Source organism: Achromobacter sp. HNDS-1 (assembly GCF_040084795.1).
In the GTDB taxonomy this organism is placed as follows: Bacteria; Pseudomonadota; Gammaproteobacteria; order Burkholderiales; family Burkholderiaceae_B; genus Achromobacter; species Achromobacter ruhlandii.
Window position 1 is genome coordinate 669739 of record NZ_CP157584.1, and the last position, 17378, is coordinate 687116.

Here is a 17378-nt window from a genome sequence, read left to right on the forward strand (position 1 = left end):
CCTTTCCCGCTTCCCACCGCCCCCATGTCATCGCCTAGCGCCTCTTCCCTGTTCCCGCGCGATCTCGTCCATCCCATCGTCGCCGGCCTGATCTCGGTCATCGTCAACTACGGCGGCACCTTCATCCTGGTGTTCCAGGCCGCCAAGGTCGCCGGCCTCAGTCCGGCGCTGACCGCCTCCTGGGTCTGGTCGGTGTCGATCGGCGTGGGCGTCACCGGCATCGTGCTGAGCTGGCTCAGCCGCGAACCGGTCATCACCGCGTGGTCCACGCCCGCCGCCGCGTTCCTGGTCACGGCCCTGGCGACCACGCCGTATGCCGAGGCCATCGGCGCCTACCTGGTCTCGGCCGCCGCCTTTATCCTGCTCGGGCTGTCCGGCTGTTTCGACAAGGCCATCCGCTTGATTCCTCCGGGCGTCGCCGCGGGCCTGCTGGCGGGCATCCTGCTGCCCTTCGGCATCGGCGCCTTCGGCGGCATGAGCCTGGACCCGCTGCTGGTGGGCTGGCTGATCCTCGCCTACGTCGCGCTCAAGCGCTACACCGCGCGCTACGCCGTGGTCGGTATCCTGGTGTCCGGCCTGGCGCTGCTGCTGGCGCAGGACCGGGTCGACCTGTCGGGGCTGCGGCTGGAGTTCGCCACCCCCGTCTTCACGGCGCCCGAGTTCTCCCTCAACGGCCTGCTGAGCGTGGCCCTGCCGCTGTTCCTCATCACGCTGACCGGCCAATACATGCCCGGCATGCTGGTGCTGCGCAATGACGGATTCAAGACCAGCGCCAACCCCATCGTCACCCTCACCGGACTGGGGTCGCTGCTGATGGCGCCCTTCGGCTCGCATGCCTTCAATCTGGCCGCCATCACCGCCGCGATCTGCACCGGCCGCGAAGCGCATGACGATCCGTCCAGGCGCTGGATCGCTGGCATCGCCGCGGGCGTCTTCTATATCCTGGTCGGCGTGTTCGGCGTGACGCTGGCCGCCGTGTTCATGGCGCTGCCCGCCACGTTCATTACCACGCTGGCGGGCCTGGCCCTGCTGGGCACCATCGGCGGCAGCCTGGCCAGCGCCCTGGCCGACCCCAAGACGCGCGAGGCCTCGCTCATCACTTTCCTGGCGGCCGCCGCCAACATCAAGCTGTTCGGCATCGGCGGCGCCTTCTGGGGCCTGGTGATCGGCTTGCTCGCCCACGCCGCGCTCAATGGCCGCCTGCCGCGGCGCATCCGCCCGCCCCGCCACATTGATCTGCCGCGTCCTGAATCCGCCGGCAAGGACATGGTGAAATGATGACGCTCCCGCCCGATTCCCCCCAGGCCGCGCCCGGCGCCCCCGATACGCAGACCCGTCACGACCAGCACGGCCGCTATCCCCAGGCCCTCAGCGTCGAGGACTTCCGCCGCAACCTGGCCGCGATCCGCGCGCGCATGGACGCCGCCTGCCGGCGCGTCGGCCGCGACCCGGCCAGCGTGCGCCTGTTGCCGGTCAGCAAGACCATGGACGAATCGCGCATCCGGCTGGTCCATGCCGCCGGCTGCCGCCTGCTGGGCGAGAACAAGATCCAGGAAGCCCATCGCAAATGGGAGAACACCACGGACCTGGCCGGCCTGCGCTGGTCGGTCATCGGCCACTTGCAGACCAACAAGGCCAAGCTGATGGCGCAGTTCGCCAGCGAGTTCCAGGCCCTGGACAGCCTGCGCCTGGCCGAAGCGCTGGACCGGCGCCTGCAGGCGGAAGGCCGCGCGCTGGATGTGTATGTGCAGGTCAACACCTCCGGCGAGCCAAGCAAGTATGGCCTGGCGCCCGACGAGGCGGCCGCCTTCCTCCAGGCACTACCCGCGTTTTCTTCCCTGCGGGTACGCGGCTTCATGACGCTGGCGCTGTTCTCCCGCGAGGCCGAGCGCGTGCGCCAGTGCTTCGTGCTGCTGCGCGGCCTGCGCGACCGCCTGCGCCAGCAGGCGCCGGCCGGCATCAGCCTGGACGAACTGTCGATGGGCATGTCCGGCGATTTCGAGATCGCCATCGAGGAAGGCGCCACCGTCGTGCGCGTCGGCCAGGCGATATTCGGCGCGCGCGCGTTGCCGGACAGCCACTACTGGCCCGGCGCGGCCTAGCCTGCGCAGCGGGACGGCGCTAGGCCACCGGCCAGCGCCCCGCGCCCTCCGGCAACGCCGGCAGGCTGGCCCGCAGCATCTCGTCGATGAACGCCGCCGGCCGCAGCCGGCCGTCGGGCTTGTACCACTGCACCGTCAGGTTCATCGCCCCCAGCACACAGCGCTTGATCACGCGCGCATCGCCGCGCAGCACGCCCGCGGCCACCGCCGCCGCCACCGCCTCCTGCCACATGGCTTCGTAGCGGTCGCTCAGCGCCTTGACGCTGGCCTGGCTTGGCGCCGACAGGCTGCGCCATTCATAGACCAGCGCGTTCATCGCATCGCCGCCGGCCCCGTGCAGCATGCTCCACATATGCACCCGGAACAGCGCCGCCAGCCGGTCGGCCGGCGCCTGGTAGCGAGCCAGCGCCCGGCGGCCTTCGTCCAGCACCTCCTGGATGCCGTTGTTCATCACCGCCACCAGGATTTCCTCCTTGCTGCGGAAATGATGGAACAGGCTGCCGGACTGCAGGCCCACGGCGCGCGCCAGTTCGCGCACCGTGGTGCGTTCGTAGCCGTGCTTGCGGAACAGCCGCGCCGCCGTCAGGATCACTTCCGCGCGGCGCAGCGATTCCGCGCCGTCTTCGTGACCGGCGTGTGCCGGCTGCGCCGCAACCTTGCCCGACCGGCTCATAACCGCTCGACGATGGTGGCGGTCGCCATGCCATGCCCGATGCACATGACTTGCAGGCCGAACTGGCCGCCCGTGACGCGCAGCCCGGCCAGCATCTTGGCCATCAACGCCGCGCCCGTGGCGCCCAGCGGATGGCCGTGGGCGATGGCGCCGCCCCACGGGTTGACCTTCGCCGGATCCGCCTCCAGCGTCTTCAACCAGGCCAGCACCACGCTGGCGAAGGCCTCATTGATCTCGATCCAGTCCACGTCTCGCAGCCGCAGGCCGGCCCGCTCCAGGGCGCGCTCGGTCGCGGCGATCACGCCGGTCAGCTGCAACACCGGATCCGAGCCGATCGCCACCCGGGCGCGAAAGCGCGCCTGCGGCCGCAATCCGTCCGCCAACGCAGCCGTCCGATCCGCCAACAGCACCGCCGCCGCGCCATCGGCCAGCTGGCTCGACTGCGCCGCCGTCACGTTGCCCTGTCCCGGCGGCCGCAGGGCCGGCGGCAGCGCCGCCATCTTGGCCGGATCGGCGTGTTCGCGTATGCCCTCGTCGCGCGCCGGCGCGCCCGGCGGACCAGGCAGCAGTTCAGTGTGGCGTCCAGCGCAGGCGGCGGCCCAGGCGCGCGCATGGCTCTGCATCGACCAGGCATCCAGCTCGGCGCGCCCCAGCTGCCACGTCTCGGCGATACGTTCGGCGCTCTCGATCTGGTGGATCAGCGGATAGCGCCGCAACAAGCCGGGATTGAGCGATTCGAAACCGCGGAATTCGCGCTGGCCCAGCGTCACGTCCAGGAACATCGGCACGCGGCTCATGCTCTCGACGCCGCCAGCGACCACATAGCGCATGTCGCCGGCCGCGATTGCCTGCGCCCCGGCATGCACCGCCTGCTGGCTCGATCCGCACATGCGGTTCAGGGCCACGCCCGGCACCGTCTCCGGCAGACCGGCCAGCAGCGCCGCCAGGCGGCCGATGTTGGCGCCCTGCTCGCCCGCCTGGCTGACACAGCCGGCGATCACATCATCGACCTGGCCGCCGGGCAATCCGGCGCGCGCCAGCAATCCCTGTATCACCTCCGCCAGCAAGTCATCAGGCCGGGTATCGGCCCACCAGCCGCCGCGCCGCCCGAACGGCGTGCGCACCGCCTCCACGATCACCGCTTCATTCATGCTGGCGTCTCCTCGGCGTAGAGCCGTTCGATTTCATCCGCATAGGCGCGGTAGATGCTGGCGCGGCGCACCTTCATGGTCGCGGTCACCTCGCCATCGTCGTGGTCCAGTTCCTTGGTCAAGAGATGAAAGCGCTTGATCTGCGCCACCGGCGCCAGCCCCGCGTTGGCGCGCGCCACTTCATCGGCCACCAGGTCGCGCACCTCGGCGCATTCGGCCAGCGAACGGAAATGGGTGAAGGCGATGCGACGCGATTCCGCCCACTTGCCGACCGTCTCGAACTCAAGCTGGATCAGCGCCGCCACGTAGCGCCGGCCGTCCGCGACGATCACGCACTCTTTCACATAGGGGCTGCCCTTGACCGCATTCTCGATCTCGGATGGCGTCAGGTTCTTGCCGCCCGCCGTGATCATGATGTCTTTCAGACGGTCGACGATACGCAACTGGCCGTCGCGCGCCTCGGCCACGTCGCCGGTATGCAGCCAGCCGTCGCGCACCGTCTCGGCGGTCGCGGCATCGTTCTTGTAATAGCCGGCGAACACCATCTCGCCGCGCACCTGCAATTCGCCCTGCTCGCCCAGGCGCCAATCCACGCCCAGGATCGGCTCGCCCACCGTGCCCGCCCGCACGCGGTCCGGATGCTGGCCGAAGATCATGCCGGTCGACTCGGTCAAGCCATACACCTCCACCAGCGGCACGCCGAGATTGCGGAAGTAGCGCACCACCTCGGGCGCGATCGGCGCCGCCCCGGTCATCGCCACCCGTACCCGCCGCAGGCCGATGAAATTCTGCAAGGCGCGCAGCACCAGCCAATACCACAGCGCATAGGTCAGCCGCTCGCCGGGACCGCGCTGGCGCGCCGACTTGTGCGCGAATGGCGCGCAAGCCGCCAGCGCGTGCCGGTACAACCACCGTTGCAATCGGCCCGCTTCCTGCATCTTGATCGAGATCGACGCGTGCAGCTTTTCCCAGATACGCGGCACGCCCAGGAACACGCTTGGCGCCACTTCGCGCAGATCCTCCTGCACGGTGCGGATCGATTCACCGAAATTGACCTGCGCGCCCAGATAGATCGGCACGAAGGTCGACAGCATCTGCTCGGCCACGTGGCACAGCGGCAGGTACGACAGATGCACACTGCGCGCATCCATGCCCAGCCGCTCGGCAATGCCGGGGGCCACGCCGCGCATGTTGCGGTAACTGAGCATCGCGCCCTTGGGCTTGCCAGTCGAACCCGAGGTGTAGATCATCAAGCCCAGATCATCCAGCCTCTGCGTGTCCAGCAACTCATTCAGCGCCGGCAACCCTTCCGCCTCCAGCCGTTGGCCGTCGGCCTCCAGCTCGGCGAAGGCGATGATGCGCGCGCGTTCGACCGGCGCGTAGGAACGCAGCCCCTTGGTCTCCATCACCACGATGCGCCGCAACAGCGGCAGCCGGTGCGCCACCTGCAGCACCTTGTCGGTCTGCTCCTGGTCCTCGCACACCACCAGTTCGACGTCGGCATGCTCCAGCACATAGCCCATTTCCTCGGCTGGGCTCGTGGCATACACCCCCACCGCCACGCCGCCGACCGCGCCCGCGCCCAACTGCGTCAACAGCCACTCCAGTCGATTGTCGGCCACGATCGCGACCCGGCCACCGCGCGACAGGCCGGCGGCCCGCAGCCCCAGCCCCACGCGGCAGGCGCGGCGCCAATACTGCGCCCATGACACCGGTTGCCAGATGCCAAAGTCCTTCTGCCGCACCGCGATGCCGTCGGGCTGGCGCCGCGCCTGTTCGCGCAGCATCTGCGGCAGGGTCAGCGCCGGCCAGGCATCCGGATTCACGCGGGAACCTCCGCCAGGCGCGCTCATGACAGCCAGCGCTTGCGGCGCTTGTAGTGCTTGATGTCGCGAAAGCCGCGCGCCTCGCCCGCGCCGCCCACGCCCAGGTAGAACTCGCGCACGTCGGGGTCAGCCGCGAGCTTCTCGGCCGTGCCGTCGATCACCACCTTGCCCGTCTCCATGATGTAGCCGTAGTGCGCCACCGCCAGCGCCACGGACGCGTTCTGTTCCACCAGCAACATCGACACCCCCTGCTCGCGATTGATGCGGGCGATGATGGAAAAGATGGTTTCCACCAGCATCGGCGACAAGCCCAGCGACGGCTCGTCCAGCAGCATCAGCTTGGGCTGCGCGATCAGCGCCCGCCCGATCGCCAGCATCTGCTGCTCGCCACCCGACAGATAGCCCGCCAGTCCCCGGCGTCGCTCGTACAGGCGCGGGAAATAGCCATACACCAGATCGAAGTCGGCCTTGGCGCCAGGCCTGCCGCTCAGCGCGTAGGTCGCCGCCACCAGGTTTTCCTCGACCGACAGATCCTCGAACACGCGGCGCCCTTCCATCACATGCGCCAGCCCGGCGCGCACCAGGTTCTGCGGCCGCGCGCCAGCGGTATCGCCGCCATCGAACAGGATGCGTCCGCGCGCCAGCTCGCCGTCCTCCAGGTCGAGCAGGCGCGACACCGCCTTCAGCGTGGTCGACTTGCCGGCGCCGTTGCTGCCCAGCAGGGCCACGATGGCGCCGGCCGGCACCGACAGCGACAGGCCGCGCAGCACCTGCACCGCCTTGTTGTAGACCACCTCGATGTTGTTGATGTCCAGCACCGTGGATGGCGACGCAGCGTGTCCGGGATTCACGGGCGCCTCACTGCAGCACGATCCAGTCGGAAGCCGGCACCATCTGCTTCTGCTTGGTATCGGCGCGGTAGATCCGGCCCACCGGAATCGAATTGCCCTTGATGCTGATCGGCACGCCGATCAGTCCGCCGGTGTCGAAGTCCTTGATGCCCTCCAGCGCCGCCTTCATGTTGGCGCTGGTCAGCTCCTTGCCCGCTTCCAGCGTGCGCTTGGCCACCTCGGTGAACAGCATCGCCGCCAGGAAGCCCTGCATGTAGCCGGTGCTCTGGTATTGCGGCCGCAGCTCGCGGATCTTCTTGAGCATCGGCGCGTCGGCCGTCTCGTCGTAGTAATAGCGGTACGGCATCACGCCCATGAAGCCCTCGGCATCCTCGCCCATCTGCATCACGGTGGAGTTATCCATGGTCCAGAACGTGCCCATGTAGCGCGTCTTCAGGCCCATGCGCTTGCCCTGCCCGACGAACTCGGGAATCGGCGCCAGCACGTAGCCGTGGAAAATGGTGAAGTCCGGATCGGCGCGGCGCAGCTTGATGACCTCGGTCGACACGTCGACGCTGCCCGGCGGCGTCATGATCTCGGTGGCCACCGTCAGCCCCAGCTTCTGCGCCACCGCGCGCGAGCTGGCGATCGGGTCGCGCCCGAACTCCGTGTCCGAATACACGAACGCCACCTTGGCGCTCGGCTTCTCCTTGGCGATGTAGCGCAGCAGGATGCCGAACATCTCCGTGTAGTCCGGCCCCAGCATGAACTGCGCCGGATACTTGGCCGGGTCATTCAGCTCGGTCGCGAACGACGCGCCCGTCATCAGGATGTTGCCCGAACGGTTCAGCTCGGCATTGATGGTCTTGGAGAACCCGGTCGAATCGCCATAGTAGAAATTGACCTTGTTCTGGCTGGTGATCTTCTTGAAGGCCGCCACCGAAGCATCCACCTTGTAGGCGGTGTCCTCCGGCACGTAGCGCAGCTTGCGGCCTTTGATGCCGCCCTGGTCGTTGACGATCTTGACGTAGTCGGTAATGCCGGCATGGATGCCCTGCCCGGCGAACGCGAACACCCCGCTCAGCGGGATCGAGCCGCCCAGCACCAGGTCCTCCTCGGCCTGGGCCGCCGGCGCCGCGGCCAGCGCCAATGCCACGCCCAAGGGCGCCAGCAACTTCGATAAACCGCTGCCTATCCGGATGCGCTTCATGGTTTCGTCTCCTGGTTCTCTTGGGAATACGCGGCCGCCGTCTAGGTGCGGAATGGCCACAGATGGAAGTAGCGGCGCACGCGGCGCCAGATTTCCGCGAGCCCGTGCGGCTCGAAGATCAGAAAGCCCACGATCAGCAGGCCGAACACAATGGTGCGCACCGGCGAGATCAGCCGCAGGGCATCGCCCCCAACAGGCAGCCAGCCCACCACCAGCTTGAGCAGTTCGGGCACCATGGTCATGAACACGGCGCCCAGGATCGATCCCAGGATCGACCCCATGCCGCCCACGATGATGGCCGCCAGGAAGAAGATCGACATGATCAGCGGAAAGCTCTCCGGCGTGACCACGCGGAAGAAATACGCCCACAGCCCGCCCGCCACGCCCGCGTAGAACGACGACAGCCCGAACGACAGCAGCTTGTAGCGCAGCAGGTGGATGCCCAGCACCTCGGCGGAAATGTCGCGGTCACGGATCGCGATGAACGCGCGGCCGATGCGGGTACGGAACAGGTTGGCCGCGCCCAGCACCATCAGCGCCGTCAAGGGCACGATCAGCCAATAGATCTTGAACGACGTGTCCAGATCGATCCCCAGCAGCCGCGCCGGCGGCACCTGCAACCCGCCCGTGCCGCCAGTGAAGGCCCAATTCGCGAACACGAAGTGCGCGATGAAAGACGCCGCGATGGTCGAGATCGCCAGGTACAGCCCCTTGACCCGCAGCGACGGAATCCCCACCAGCAGCCCGCCCAGCATCGCCACCACGCCGGCGCCCAGCAGATTCAGCAGCACCGGCGTGCCCAGCCGCAGTTCCATCACCGCCACCGTGTACGCGCCCAGCCCCATGAAGGCGGCCTGCCCCAGGCTCACCAGCCCGGTGTAGCCGGTCAGGATGTTCAACCCCGTGGCGCTGGCCACGTTGATCGCCACCAGGCACGCCAGGTACAGCCAATAGGCGTCGGCCACGAACGGGAACAGCGCCAGCGACGCCGCCAGCAACGCCAGCCACAGCCGCTGGGTGCTGGTGTCGAACAGCGCCTCGTCGGCCCGGTAGGTCTCTTTCGCGGTCGCGATGCGCATGGCTACAGCCTCTCGATTTCGCGCGTGCCGAACAGCCCGTAGGGCCGCATCATCAGCACCGCCACCAGCACCACGAAGGTCGCCAGCAGTTTGTATTCGCCGCCCAGGTAGGCGCCGGCCCAGGCCTCCAGCAGCCCGATGAAAATGCCTCCCACCAACGCCCCCGCCACGCTGTCCAGCCCGCCCACGATCACCACCACCAGCACCGACAGACCGAACACGCCCATCGACGACGAGATGCCGCCGATCGCCCCCACGATCACCCCCGACACCGCCGCGATCGCGCCCGCCGCCGCCCACGACAGCGAAAACACCCGCGGCACGTTGATGCCCATCGCATACGCCGCCCCCTGGTCCGACGCGGTGGCGCGCAAGGCCACCCCGCCGCGCCAGTAGCGGAACACCGCCAGCACCAGCAGCACCAGCGCCAGCGCCACCCAGAAGCCGTAGAACACCTTGGGCGCGACAAACGCCTCGCCCACCATCACCGGCGCGCGCGGCATGAACTCCGGCAGGCGGCGCTGGTCCGCGGTCCAGATCAGTTCCACCACGCCCACCAGGATCGACGCCAGTCCCACGGTGATCATGAACACCGAGATCGGCGACTCGCCCAGCATCGGCCGGATCGTCAAGCGTTCCACCAGCGCGCCCAGCGCGGCCGACAACGCCACCGCCCCGGCGATCGCCGCCCACACCGGCCAGGCCATGCCGGCGGCGAAGGCATAGAACACGTAGGCGCCCATCATCAGGAATTCGCCGATGGCGATGTTCACCACCCGCGTCGCCTTGTAGACGATCACGAACGCCAGCGCCGCCAGCGCGTACAGGCCGCCGCTGCCCAGCCCCGCCAGCGTCACCTCCAGGAAGAACAGGCCGTCCATCAGGCCGCCTCGCGCAGCCGCCGGCGCAGGTCGCCGACGTCGCTCGCGCCCAGATAGGCCTTGATGACCTCGGGATCGGCCTGCACCGCCGCCGGCGTGCCATCGGCGATCACCTGGCCGAAGTTCAGCACCACCACGTGGTCCGACAGGTCCATCACCATGCCCATGTCGTGCTCCACCATCAGCACCGTCACGCCCCACTCGGCGCGCGCATCGAGGATGAAGCGCGCCATGTCGTCGGTCTCCTCGCGGTTCATGCCCGCCACCGGCTCGTCCAGCATCAGCACCTTGGGCTGCATCGCCAGCGCCCGCGCCAGCTCCACCCGCTTGCGCAGCCCGTACGACAGCGCCGCCACCGGCGCATGGCGGATGTGGTCGATCTCCAGGAAGTCGATGATGCGTTCTTCGATATCGGCGCGCAGCGCCATCTCTTCGCGCCGCGCCCGGCCCAGGTACAGCAGCGCATCGAGCACATTGGTGCGCAGGTGGGCGTGGCGCCCCAGCTTGATGTTGTCCAGCACCGTCATGCCGCGGAACAGCGCGATGTTCTGAAAGCTGCGCGCCAGCCCCAGGCGGGCGCGCTCGGGCGCCGCCACGCGCGTGATGTCGCGGCCCAGGAAGCGGATGGTGCCCGCGGCCGGCCGGTAGAAACCCGAGATGGTGTTGAACAGCGAGGTCTTGCCCGCGCCATTGGGGCCGATGACCGTGGTGATGGATCCCGGCGCGACGCGAAAGCCCACGCCGGTGAGCGCCTTGACCCCGCCGAACGCCAACGTGACCCCATCCACCTCCAGCAAGGGAGGGCTATCGGATTGATCCACCTTTGTCTCCTCGCTGTTTATCGCGAAGCTGTTTTTCTATTGGCGGTGAATCAGCGTAGCCCCGAGGCAGGCGATGCGGCGAACCTGTCTTTACCTACGCTGTACAGCGCCGGAAAATCGTTCTATGCGTTACGCTTGCGTGGCGGACGGCAACCGAGCAAGCGCTTGGTTCCGACCATAGCATCGTGGTTTTTGGATCGAAAGTTGGTATTTACCCGATAACGGAGACAAGCCATGAACCCACCCCTGCCCGTCTTTCCCACCCTGCTGCTGGAAGCCGGCGACGGCATCGCCACGCTGACGCTGAACCAGCCCGCCACGCTCAACGCCATCGACGTCGCCATGGCGCTGGATCTGCAACGCGCCGCCCAATGGCTCGAAACGCGCGCCGACATCCGTGTCGTGCTGCTGCGCGGCGCCGGCAAGGCCTTCTGCGCCGGCGGCGATATCACGCTGTTCGAAGGCGACGTCAACGCGGTGCGCGGCAAGCTGCTCGACCTGTTCACGCCCCTCAACGATTTCGTCGCGCACGTCGCGCGCATGGACAAGCTGTGGCTGGCGCAGATACACGGCGTCGCGGCCGGCGCCGGCCTGTCGCTGGTGCTGGCCTGCGACCTGGCCATCGCCGAGGCCGACACGCGCTTCATGACGGCCTACCTGAAGCTCGGCGCCACGCCCGATGCCGGCATGACGCATGGCCTGAATCGCCTGCTCGGCCCGCGCCGCGCGCTCGACCTGCTGCTGCGCCACGACGCCTTCAGCGCCGCCGATGCATTGGGCTGGGGCCTGCTCAACCGCGTCGCCGACGCCGGCCTGCTCGCGCAACAGGCGCAGGCCTATGCCAGTCAGCTCGCCAGCCACGCGCCGCACGGCATCGCCGGCGCCAAACACCTGCTGCGCAACGCCGCGCACGCCCCGCTGGAAACGCAGCTGGCCGAAGAAACCGCCTGCTTCCTGGAAACCGCGCGGCGCGAGGATTTCGCCGAAGGCGTGCGCGCCTTCCGTGAAAAACGCGCGCCGCGCTTCCAGGGCCGCTGACGCCCCGCGTCAGAACTTGTAGGTGACGCTGGCGATCGCGCTGCGGCGCGCGCCGTACCAGCAATCGCCGCGCGACAGGCACGTCGCCAGATAGGTCTTGTCGGTCAGGTTGTTGACGTTCACGGCGTAGCGCCAGTGACTGGTCTCGTACGCCATCATGGCGTCCACCAGCCACACCGGCGCCAGCTTGGGCCCGTCGCCATCGCGGAACGACGCCATCCAGCGCGTGCCCGCGCCCACCGTGAAGCGTCCGTCCAGGTTGTCGAGCGCGAAACGGTAACGCCCCCACGCCGCGGCCTGGTGGCGCGGAATGCCCTCCAGCTTCGGATCCAGGTCGATGTAGTTGTAGTGTGCGATCACGTCGAACGACGACGTCACCTGGCCGCGCCATTCCAGCTCCAGGCCGCGCGTGCGCGTCTTGCCGGTCTGCACGTTGTTCAACGCCGCCGTCGGATCCGGCACCAGGCGGTTTTTCTCGCGCAGGTCGTAAACCGACGCCGTGGCCAGGTGGCCGCCGTCGGCGGACTGGTACTTGACGCCCGCCTCCCACTGCTTGCCGCGCAGCGGCTTGTACAGCTCGGGCACCGCGCCGTCGGGCGTGTTGCGCGTAGTGCCGGCCACCGGCGTGAATGACTCGCTGTAGCTGATGTACGGCGACCAGCCATTGCTGGCGGCGTACATCAGGCCAAAGCGCTTGGTGGTGGCCTGAGCCTTGTCCGCCTCCCCACCCTCAAGCTGGCTGCGCGCGCGGTCATGCCGCAGGCCCGCCGTCACGATCCAGTGCTGACCGATCTTCATCTGGTCCTGCAGGTAGAGGCCCGTCTGACGCTGGTTGAACCTTGGCTCGCCGGTCAGCTCGGGGATATAGCCATTGCCGTACACCGGATCATAGGCATCGATCGTGTCCTTGCCGCTGCCGCTCTCGCGGTCTCGGCGATAGCGCGACCAGTCCAGCCCCAGCAACAGCTTGTGCGTCACCGCGCCGGTGCTCACCTCGCCCGTCAGGTGCTGGTCCAGCGTGTCCATGCGCACCTTGGTGATGGTGTCATCGGCATAGCGGCCGATGATGCGCTGGTTGATCGGATCATCCGCCCAGCCGCCGGGCACCGAGAATGCATCCGCGTAGTGCGTGAAGTACGTCACCTTGTTGTTGGCGTGGCGGAACCCCTGGGTGAACGACCACTTGTCGTTGAACTGGTGCTCGAACAGCCAGCCGAAGCTGCGGCGCTCGGAATCGTAGCGGTCGTGGTCCGGTTCGCCGATGAAGCGATAGGTCGGAATCATGCCGTTCGGATTCGGCGTGCGCATGCCCGACCACGGCATGAACTGCGCGGTCGAACCCGACTTGTCCTTCTGGTACAGCGCCTGCAGCGTCAACGACGTCGCCGCGCTCGGTCGCCAGGTCAGCGACGGCGCCACCAGCGTGCGGTCGTCCGGCACATGGTGCACCTGGGTATCGGCATCGCGCTGCAACGCCACCAGGCGGTACAACCATTGGCCATCCTCGGTGACGGGCCCCGTCAGGTCGATCTGCGCCTGCTTGCGCCCATGGTTGCCCACCTGCACGCCGACCTCGCGCTGCGCCTCGGCCAACGGGCGCTTGCTGACCATGTTGATCAGCCCGCCGGTGCTGCCCTGGCCATACGTCATGGCCGCCGGCCCGCGCAGCACCTCGATGCGTTCCAGCATGTACGGATCGGGGCGGGTCGTGCTGGTGTAATAATCGAACGCCTGGCGCATGCCGTCCAGATAGACGTCGACGTCGGTCCCTCGCACCCGCACGCTGTCACTGCGCGAATCCAGCCCATACGCATCGGAACGTACCCCCGCCGCATAGCCGAGCGCCTCCTGCAGGCTGGTGGCGCCCTGGTCCACGATCTGGTCGCGCGGCACCACGGTGATCGACTGCGCCGTCTCGTTCAGCGGCGTATCCGTCTTGGTGGCCGTGGCCGAACGCGTGGCCGCGTAGCCCAGCACCGGGCTGGTCGCCGTCTCGGCGCTGCCTTCCACCTTGACCGACGGCAACGTGGTCGGTTCGACGGGCGCGGACTGCGCCGCCAGCGCGGCCGGCAGCAGGCTCAACGCCGCCGCCAGGCTGGCGCGGCGGGACATGGCAGGATCAAACATCGACGTGGCTCCCCTTGATGAATTTCGAAGAGCCAGATGTTAATGTTTCTCGTTATTGAAATGGTTCCTTTTCCCTACGAAAAGAAAGACTTCCCCTGTTTACAACAGACCGCCCACGGGCAGCGCCCCCAAGCGCTCCGTCCCATCAGGGAAAACGACAATAAAAAAAGGCGCCCCAAAGGGCGCCCCGACGGCACGCTGGCGGCTCAAGCGTGCCCGGCCCGCAACTCCACCGCCTTGGCCCAGCGCCGCGCCACCGACGGCGAAGTCGCGCACGTGGCCGACTCCGTCACCACGCGCACCGCGCGTTCCAGCAACTGGATGTCCGCCTCGTGCTGGCGCGCCACGTGGGGATCCTCGAAGAAGATGACCCGCTGGCACTGGTGCTCCAGCACCAGTTCGGCGATCTGCGCATCGCCGCCCAGCGGACCGCTCAGGTAGCGGTGCACCCACGGCGTGTCCTTGGGCCAGCCGCGCGACCACGCCAGTTCGTTCAGGCGGCCACCGGTGGTGCCGGTCGCCACGCGCCGCGCAAACTGCGACAGCACGTCGAAGTGCTCGGCCGCGAACGCCACCATCTCGTCCTTGAGCGCATCGTGCGCGATCAGCGCCAGCGTCTGGCCGGTGTAGTTGAACAGCCGCGACGCCGCCATGTCCGGCGCCAGGCCTGCATGCACGCGCTCGACCTCCATCCACTCGATGGCGCCGGCCAGCGTTGAAATGAAGGGACGGCCATGCGTGATGCACTGGCGCTTGAGCGCCAGCGCCTCGGGAAAGATCGACGACGGGTCCACCGGATCGATCAGGTAGATCGCGCCATCGAACGGCTCCTGCCCATCGCGCCCTTCGGTGACGCGCGCCACCAGCTTCATCAACCCGCCTTCGCGGCCATACGGATAGCGGATCAGGCCGGAATAGCCTTGCAGCATGCCCTCGCGCACGATGGCATCGTGGGTGCGGCCCACGGTATGCAACTGCACGCCCAGTTCGCGGATGGTGGACGAACAGGCCCGCAGCCAGGTGAACAAGGCGGCGTCGGGCGATTCATGGTGCAGTCGGTTGGCGGCCAGGCCAAAGCGCAATTGGGCAGCGGGCATCGGTAGACTCGGATGGCAAGGACAACGAAAGAGTCTTGATGATACCCCGCCGCCCGCGCCCCCAATGCAAAAACGCTCCCGAAGGAGCGTTTCGCTGGAGGATCAGTCGGCCTCGTCGATCCAGGCCATCTGGATGGCCTCCAGGATCTTCTCGCCGCTGCGTTCCGGGTCGTCATTGAAACCGGGCAAGGCCAGCACCCATTCGCGCAACTGCGTGAAACGCAGCGTCTTGGGGTCGACGTCCGGATGGGCGTCCGCCAGCGCCTCGGCAATCTGGTAGGTATCGGTCCACTTCATCAATGGCCCTCTTTCGCGTGGTTGATGGTGTACTTGGGAATCTCGATCGTCAGATCGGCATCCTCGACCCGCGCCTGGCACGACAGGCGCGAGGTCGGCGTCAGGCCCCAGGCCTTGTCCAGCAGATCCTCTTCGTCGTCGGTCGCGTCTTCCAGCGACGAATAACCCTGCTTGACCACCACGTGACAGGTCGTACACGCGCACGACAGTTCGCAGGCATGCTCGATGTCGATGTGATTGTCCAGCAGGATGCGGCAGATCGACACGCCCTTGGGCGCGTCCTCGATCACGGCGCCCTCGGGGCAGTAGTCGGGATGAGGCAGTACGGTCAGTTTCGGCATAGCGTCTTATCAGGCGATTTCGTCAAGTTTGCGGCCGGCCAGCGCGGCGCGGATGCTGCGGTCCATGCGACGCGCGGCGAATTCATCGGTCGCGGCCGACAAGGCCTCGACCGTGGCCTTCACCGCGTCCACGTCCTGCGCCTCCTGGGCGCGGGCGGCCGCCTGCAGGCATTCATCGACCCGTTGGCGTTCCTCGGCGTTCAGCAGGTCGCCGTCCACCGCCAGCGCGGCCTGCACCGATTCGACCAGCTGGCGCGCTTCCACCTGCTGCTCGCGCAGCATGCGGGCGCGGGCATCGTTGTCGGCCTGCGCCACGCTATCGGCCAGCATGCGCGCGACTTCGTCGTCGCTCAGGCCGTACGAAGGCTTGACCGACACCGCCGCTTCCACGCCCGTGCTTTGTTCACGCGCGGTCACGCTCAGCAGGCCGTCGGCGTCCACCTGGAACGTCACGCGGATGCGCGCGGCGCCCGCCACCATGGGCGGAATCCCCCGCAGCTCGAAGCGCGCCAGCGAACGGCAATCCGTCACCAGGTCGCGCTCGCCCTGCAGCACGTGGATGCTCATGGCCGTCTGGCCATCCTTGAACGTCGTGAATTCCTGCGCGCGCGCCACCGGAATGGTGCTGTTGCGCGGGATCACGCGCTCAACCAGCCCGCCCATGGTTTCCAGGCCGAGCGACAGCGGCGTCACGTCCAGCAGCAGCCAGTCCTCGCCCGGGGCGCGGTTGCCGGCCAGCAGATTGGCCTGTAGCGCGGCGCCCAGCGCCACCACCTGATCCGGATCCAGATCGGTCAGCGGCTCGGTGCCGAACATCTCGCCCACCGCGGCGCGCACCACCGGCATGCGCGTGGCGCCGCCCACCATCACCACGCCGCGCACGTCGGCGGGTTTCAGCGCGGCGTCGCGCAGCGCCTGGCGCGCGCTATCCAGCGTGCGCTGCACCAGCGGCTGGGCCAGCGCCTCGAACTGCGCGCGGGTCAGCGTGTGATCGATCACCTGGCCATTGGCCAGCGTCAGATTCAGATTGGCTTCCTGCGCGTCCGACAGCGCCTCGCGCGCCGCGCGCGCCGCCATCAGCAGGCCGCGCCGGTCGGAGTGCGTCAGGTCGGTGGCGCCCGCGGCCGCCACCACGTGGTCGACGATGAGCGAATCGAAGTCGTCGCCGCCCAGCGCGGTATCGCCGCCAGTCGAGATCACTTCGAACACGCCCTGCGTCAACCGCAGGATGGAAATATCGAACGTGCCGCCGCCCAGGTCATAAACAGCGTAAACGCCTTCGGCGGCATTATCCAGACCGTAGGCGATCGCCGCGGCGGTCGGCTCGTTCAAGAGACGCAGCACGTTCAGGCCGGCCAGGCGCGCGGCGTCGCGGGTCGCCTGGCGCTGGGCGTCATCGAAATAGGCCGGCACCGTGATGACGGCGCCCACCAGGTCATCGCCCAGCACGTCCTCGGCGCGCTGGCGCAGCACCGCCAGGATCTGCGCCGACACTTCCACCGGGCTCAGGTCGCCCTGCGCGGTGCGGATGCGCACCATGCCGGGCGCGTCCACGAATTCGTACGGCGCGCGCGTGGCGCGCGCCTCTTCCAGCGAACGGCCCATGAAACGCTTGACCGACACCACCGTGTTCAACGGGTCTTCCGCTTGCTGCGCCAGCGGTTCGCGCCCCGTGGTGACCTTGCCGCCGGGGAAATAGCGCACCGCCGACGGCAGCAGCACGTGGCCCTGCGCATCAGGCAGGACCTCGGCGACGCTGCTGCGCACGGCGGCAACCAGGGAATTGGTGGTGCCCAGGTCGATCCCCACCGCCAGCTTGCGCTGGTGCGGCGCGGGCGATTCGCCGGGCTCGGAAATCTGCAATAAGGCCATGATTGTTTTTTCTACTCAGTAGGCGGCGAAGTC

Annotated in this window: 16 protein-coding genes; 3 read left to right on the top strand and 13 right to left on the bottom strand. The window is 68.0% G+C overall.

From position 1 onward, the window contains the following. Positions 1 to 24 precede the first annotated feature (24 nt). Positions 25 to 1278, top strand: a complete 1254-nt coding sequence (locus ABFG95_RS02910; RefSeq protein ID WP_348995436.1) for a benzoate/H(+) symporter BenE family transporter — start codon at positions 25 to 27, stop codon at positions 1276 to 1278. Next, positions 1275 to 2102: a YggS family pyridoxal phosphate-dependent enzyme gene (locus ABFG95_RS02915; RefSeq protein WP_278993509.1), complete on the top strand. Its 828-nt coding sequence runs from the start codon at positions 1275 to 1277 to the stop codon at positions 2100 to 2102. The genes ABFG95_RS02910 and ABFG95_RS02915 overlap by 4 nt, the downstream gene beginning before the upstream one ends. Positions 2103 to 2121: 19 nt before the next feature. On the opposite strand, the gene ABFG95_RS02920 is transcribed toward ABFG95_RS02915, so the two are convergent. The 8 genes from ABFG95_RS02920 to ABFG95_RS02955 form a co-directional block, all read right to left on the bottom strand. Next, on the bottom strand, positions 2122 to 2775 hold the full coding sequence (locus ABFG95_RS02920) for a TetR/AcrR family transcriptional regulator (RefSeq protein WP_063581408.1): 654 nt from the start codon (positions 2773 to 2775) through the stop codon (positions 2122 to 2124). Continuing rightward, on the bottom strand, positions 2772 to 3926 hold the full coding sequence (locus ABFG95_RS02925; RefSeq protein ID WP_348995437.1) for a thiolase family protein: 1155 nt from the start codon (positions 3924 to 3926) through the stop codon (positions 2772 to 2774). Before ABFG95_RS02925 ends, ABFG95_RS02920 begins: the two co-directional genes overlap by 4 nt. After that, on the bottom strand, positions 3923 to 5713 hold the full coding sequence (locus ABFG95_RS02930) for an AMP-binding protein (protein WP_348996031.1): 1791 nt from the start codon (positions 5711 to 5713) through the stop codon (positions 3923 to 3925). The genes ABFG95_RS02925 and ABFG95_RS02930 overlap by 4 nt, the downstream gene beginning before the upstream one ends. Positions 5714 to 5775: 62 nt before the next feature. Then, the gene (locus ABFG95_RS02935; RefSeq protein WP_054415813.1) at positions 5776 to 6570 is read right to left on the bottom strand and encodes an ABC transporter ATP-binding protein; all 795 of its coding nucleotides are present in this window, start codon (positions 6568 to 6570) and stop codon (positions 5776 to 5778) included. Between the two features lie 40 nt (positions 6571 to 6610). After that, the gene (locus ABFG95_RS02940) at positions 6611 to 7792 is read right to left on the bottom strand and encodes an ABC transporter substrate-binding protein (protein WP_278993503.1); all 1182 of its coding nucleotides are present in this window, start codon (positions 7790 to 7792) and stop codon (positions 6611 to 6613) included. 41 nt (positions 7793 to 7833) lie between these two features. Then, positions 7834 to 8871 (bottom strand): branched-chain amino acid ABC transporter permease, encoded by a 1038-nt coding sequence (locus ABFG95_RS02945; protein ID WP_026384306.1) that lies wholly within the window; start codon positions 8869 to 8871, stop codon positions 7834 to 7836. A 2-nt stretch (positions 8872 to 8873) separates the two neighbouring features. Beyond that, entirely contained in the window at positions 8874 to 9752 is an 879-nt protein-coding gene (locus ABFG95_RS02950) for a branched-chain amino acid ABC transporter permease (RefSeq protein WP_059271393.1), read from the bottom strand. Further along, positions 9752 to 10573 carry an ABC transporter ATP-binding protein gene (locus tag ABFG95_RS02955; protein WP_336726519.1) on the bottom strand — a complete coding sequence of 274 codons (822 nt, stop codon included), beginning with the start codon at positions 10571 to 10573 and terminating at the stop codon, positions 9752 to 9754. The genes ABFG95_RS02950 and ABFG95_RS02955 overlap by 1 nt, the downstream gene beginning before the upstream one ends. Before the next feature lie 234 nt (positions 10574 to 10807). On the opposite strand from ABFG95_RS02955, the gene ABFG95_RS02960 reads away from it, so the two are divergent. Further along, the gene (locus tag ABFG95_RS02960; RefSeq protein ID WP_068953411.1) at positions 10808 to 11611 is read left to right on the top strand and encodes an enoyl-CoA hydratase-related protein; all 804 of its coding nucleotides are present in this window, start codon (positions 10808 to 10810) and stop codon (positions 11609 to 11611) included. 9 nt (positions 11612 to 11620) lie between these two features. Here the strand turns inward: ABFG95_RS02960 and ABFG95_RS02965 are convergent, their stop codons facing one another. From ABFG95_RS02965 to hscA, 5 genes are all read right to left on the bottom strand, one after another. Continuing rightward, positions 11621 to 13723 (bottom strand): TonB-dependent siderophore receptor, encoded by a 2103-nt coding sequence (locus ABFG95_RS02965; RefSeq protein WP_348995438.1) that lies wholly within the window; start codon positions 13721 to 13723, stop codon positions 11621 to 11623. Between the two features lie 221 nt (positions 13724 to 13944). Further along, positions 13945 to 14835, bottom strand: a complete 891-nt coding sequence (locus ABFG95_RS02970) for a methylglyoxal synthase (protein WP_348995439.1) — start codon at positions 14833 to 14835, stop codon at positions 13945 to 13947. A gap of 102 nt (positions 14836 to 14937) precedes the next feature. Next, positions 14938 to 15132 (bottom strand): Fe-S cluster assembly protein IscX, encoded by a 195-nt coding sequence (iscX, locus tag ABFG95_RS02975; RefSeq protein WP_020928322.1) that lies wholly within the window; start codon positions 15130 to 15132, stop codon positions 14938 to 14940. Further along, positions 15132 to 15473 carry an ISC system 2Fe-2S type ferredoxin gene (fdx, locus tag ABFG95_RS02980; RefSeq protein ID WP_026384519.1) on the bottom strand — a complete coding sequence of 114 codons (342 nt, stop codon included), beginning with the start codon at positions 15471 to 15473 and terminating at the stop codon, positions 15132 to 15134. The genes iscX and fdx overlap by 1 nt, the downstream gene beginning before the upstream one ends. A gap of 9 nt (positions 15474 to 15482) precedes the next feature. Next, a complete protein-coding gene (gene hscA / locus ABFG95_RS02985; protein WP_348995440.1) occupies positions 15483 to 17345 on the bottom strand; it encodes a Fe-S protein assembly chaperone HscA in 1863 nt (620 codons plus the stop codon). Positions 17346 to 17378 lie beyond the last annotated feature (33 nt).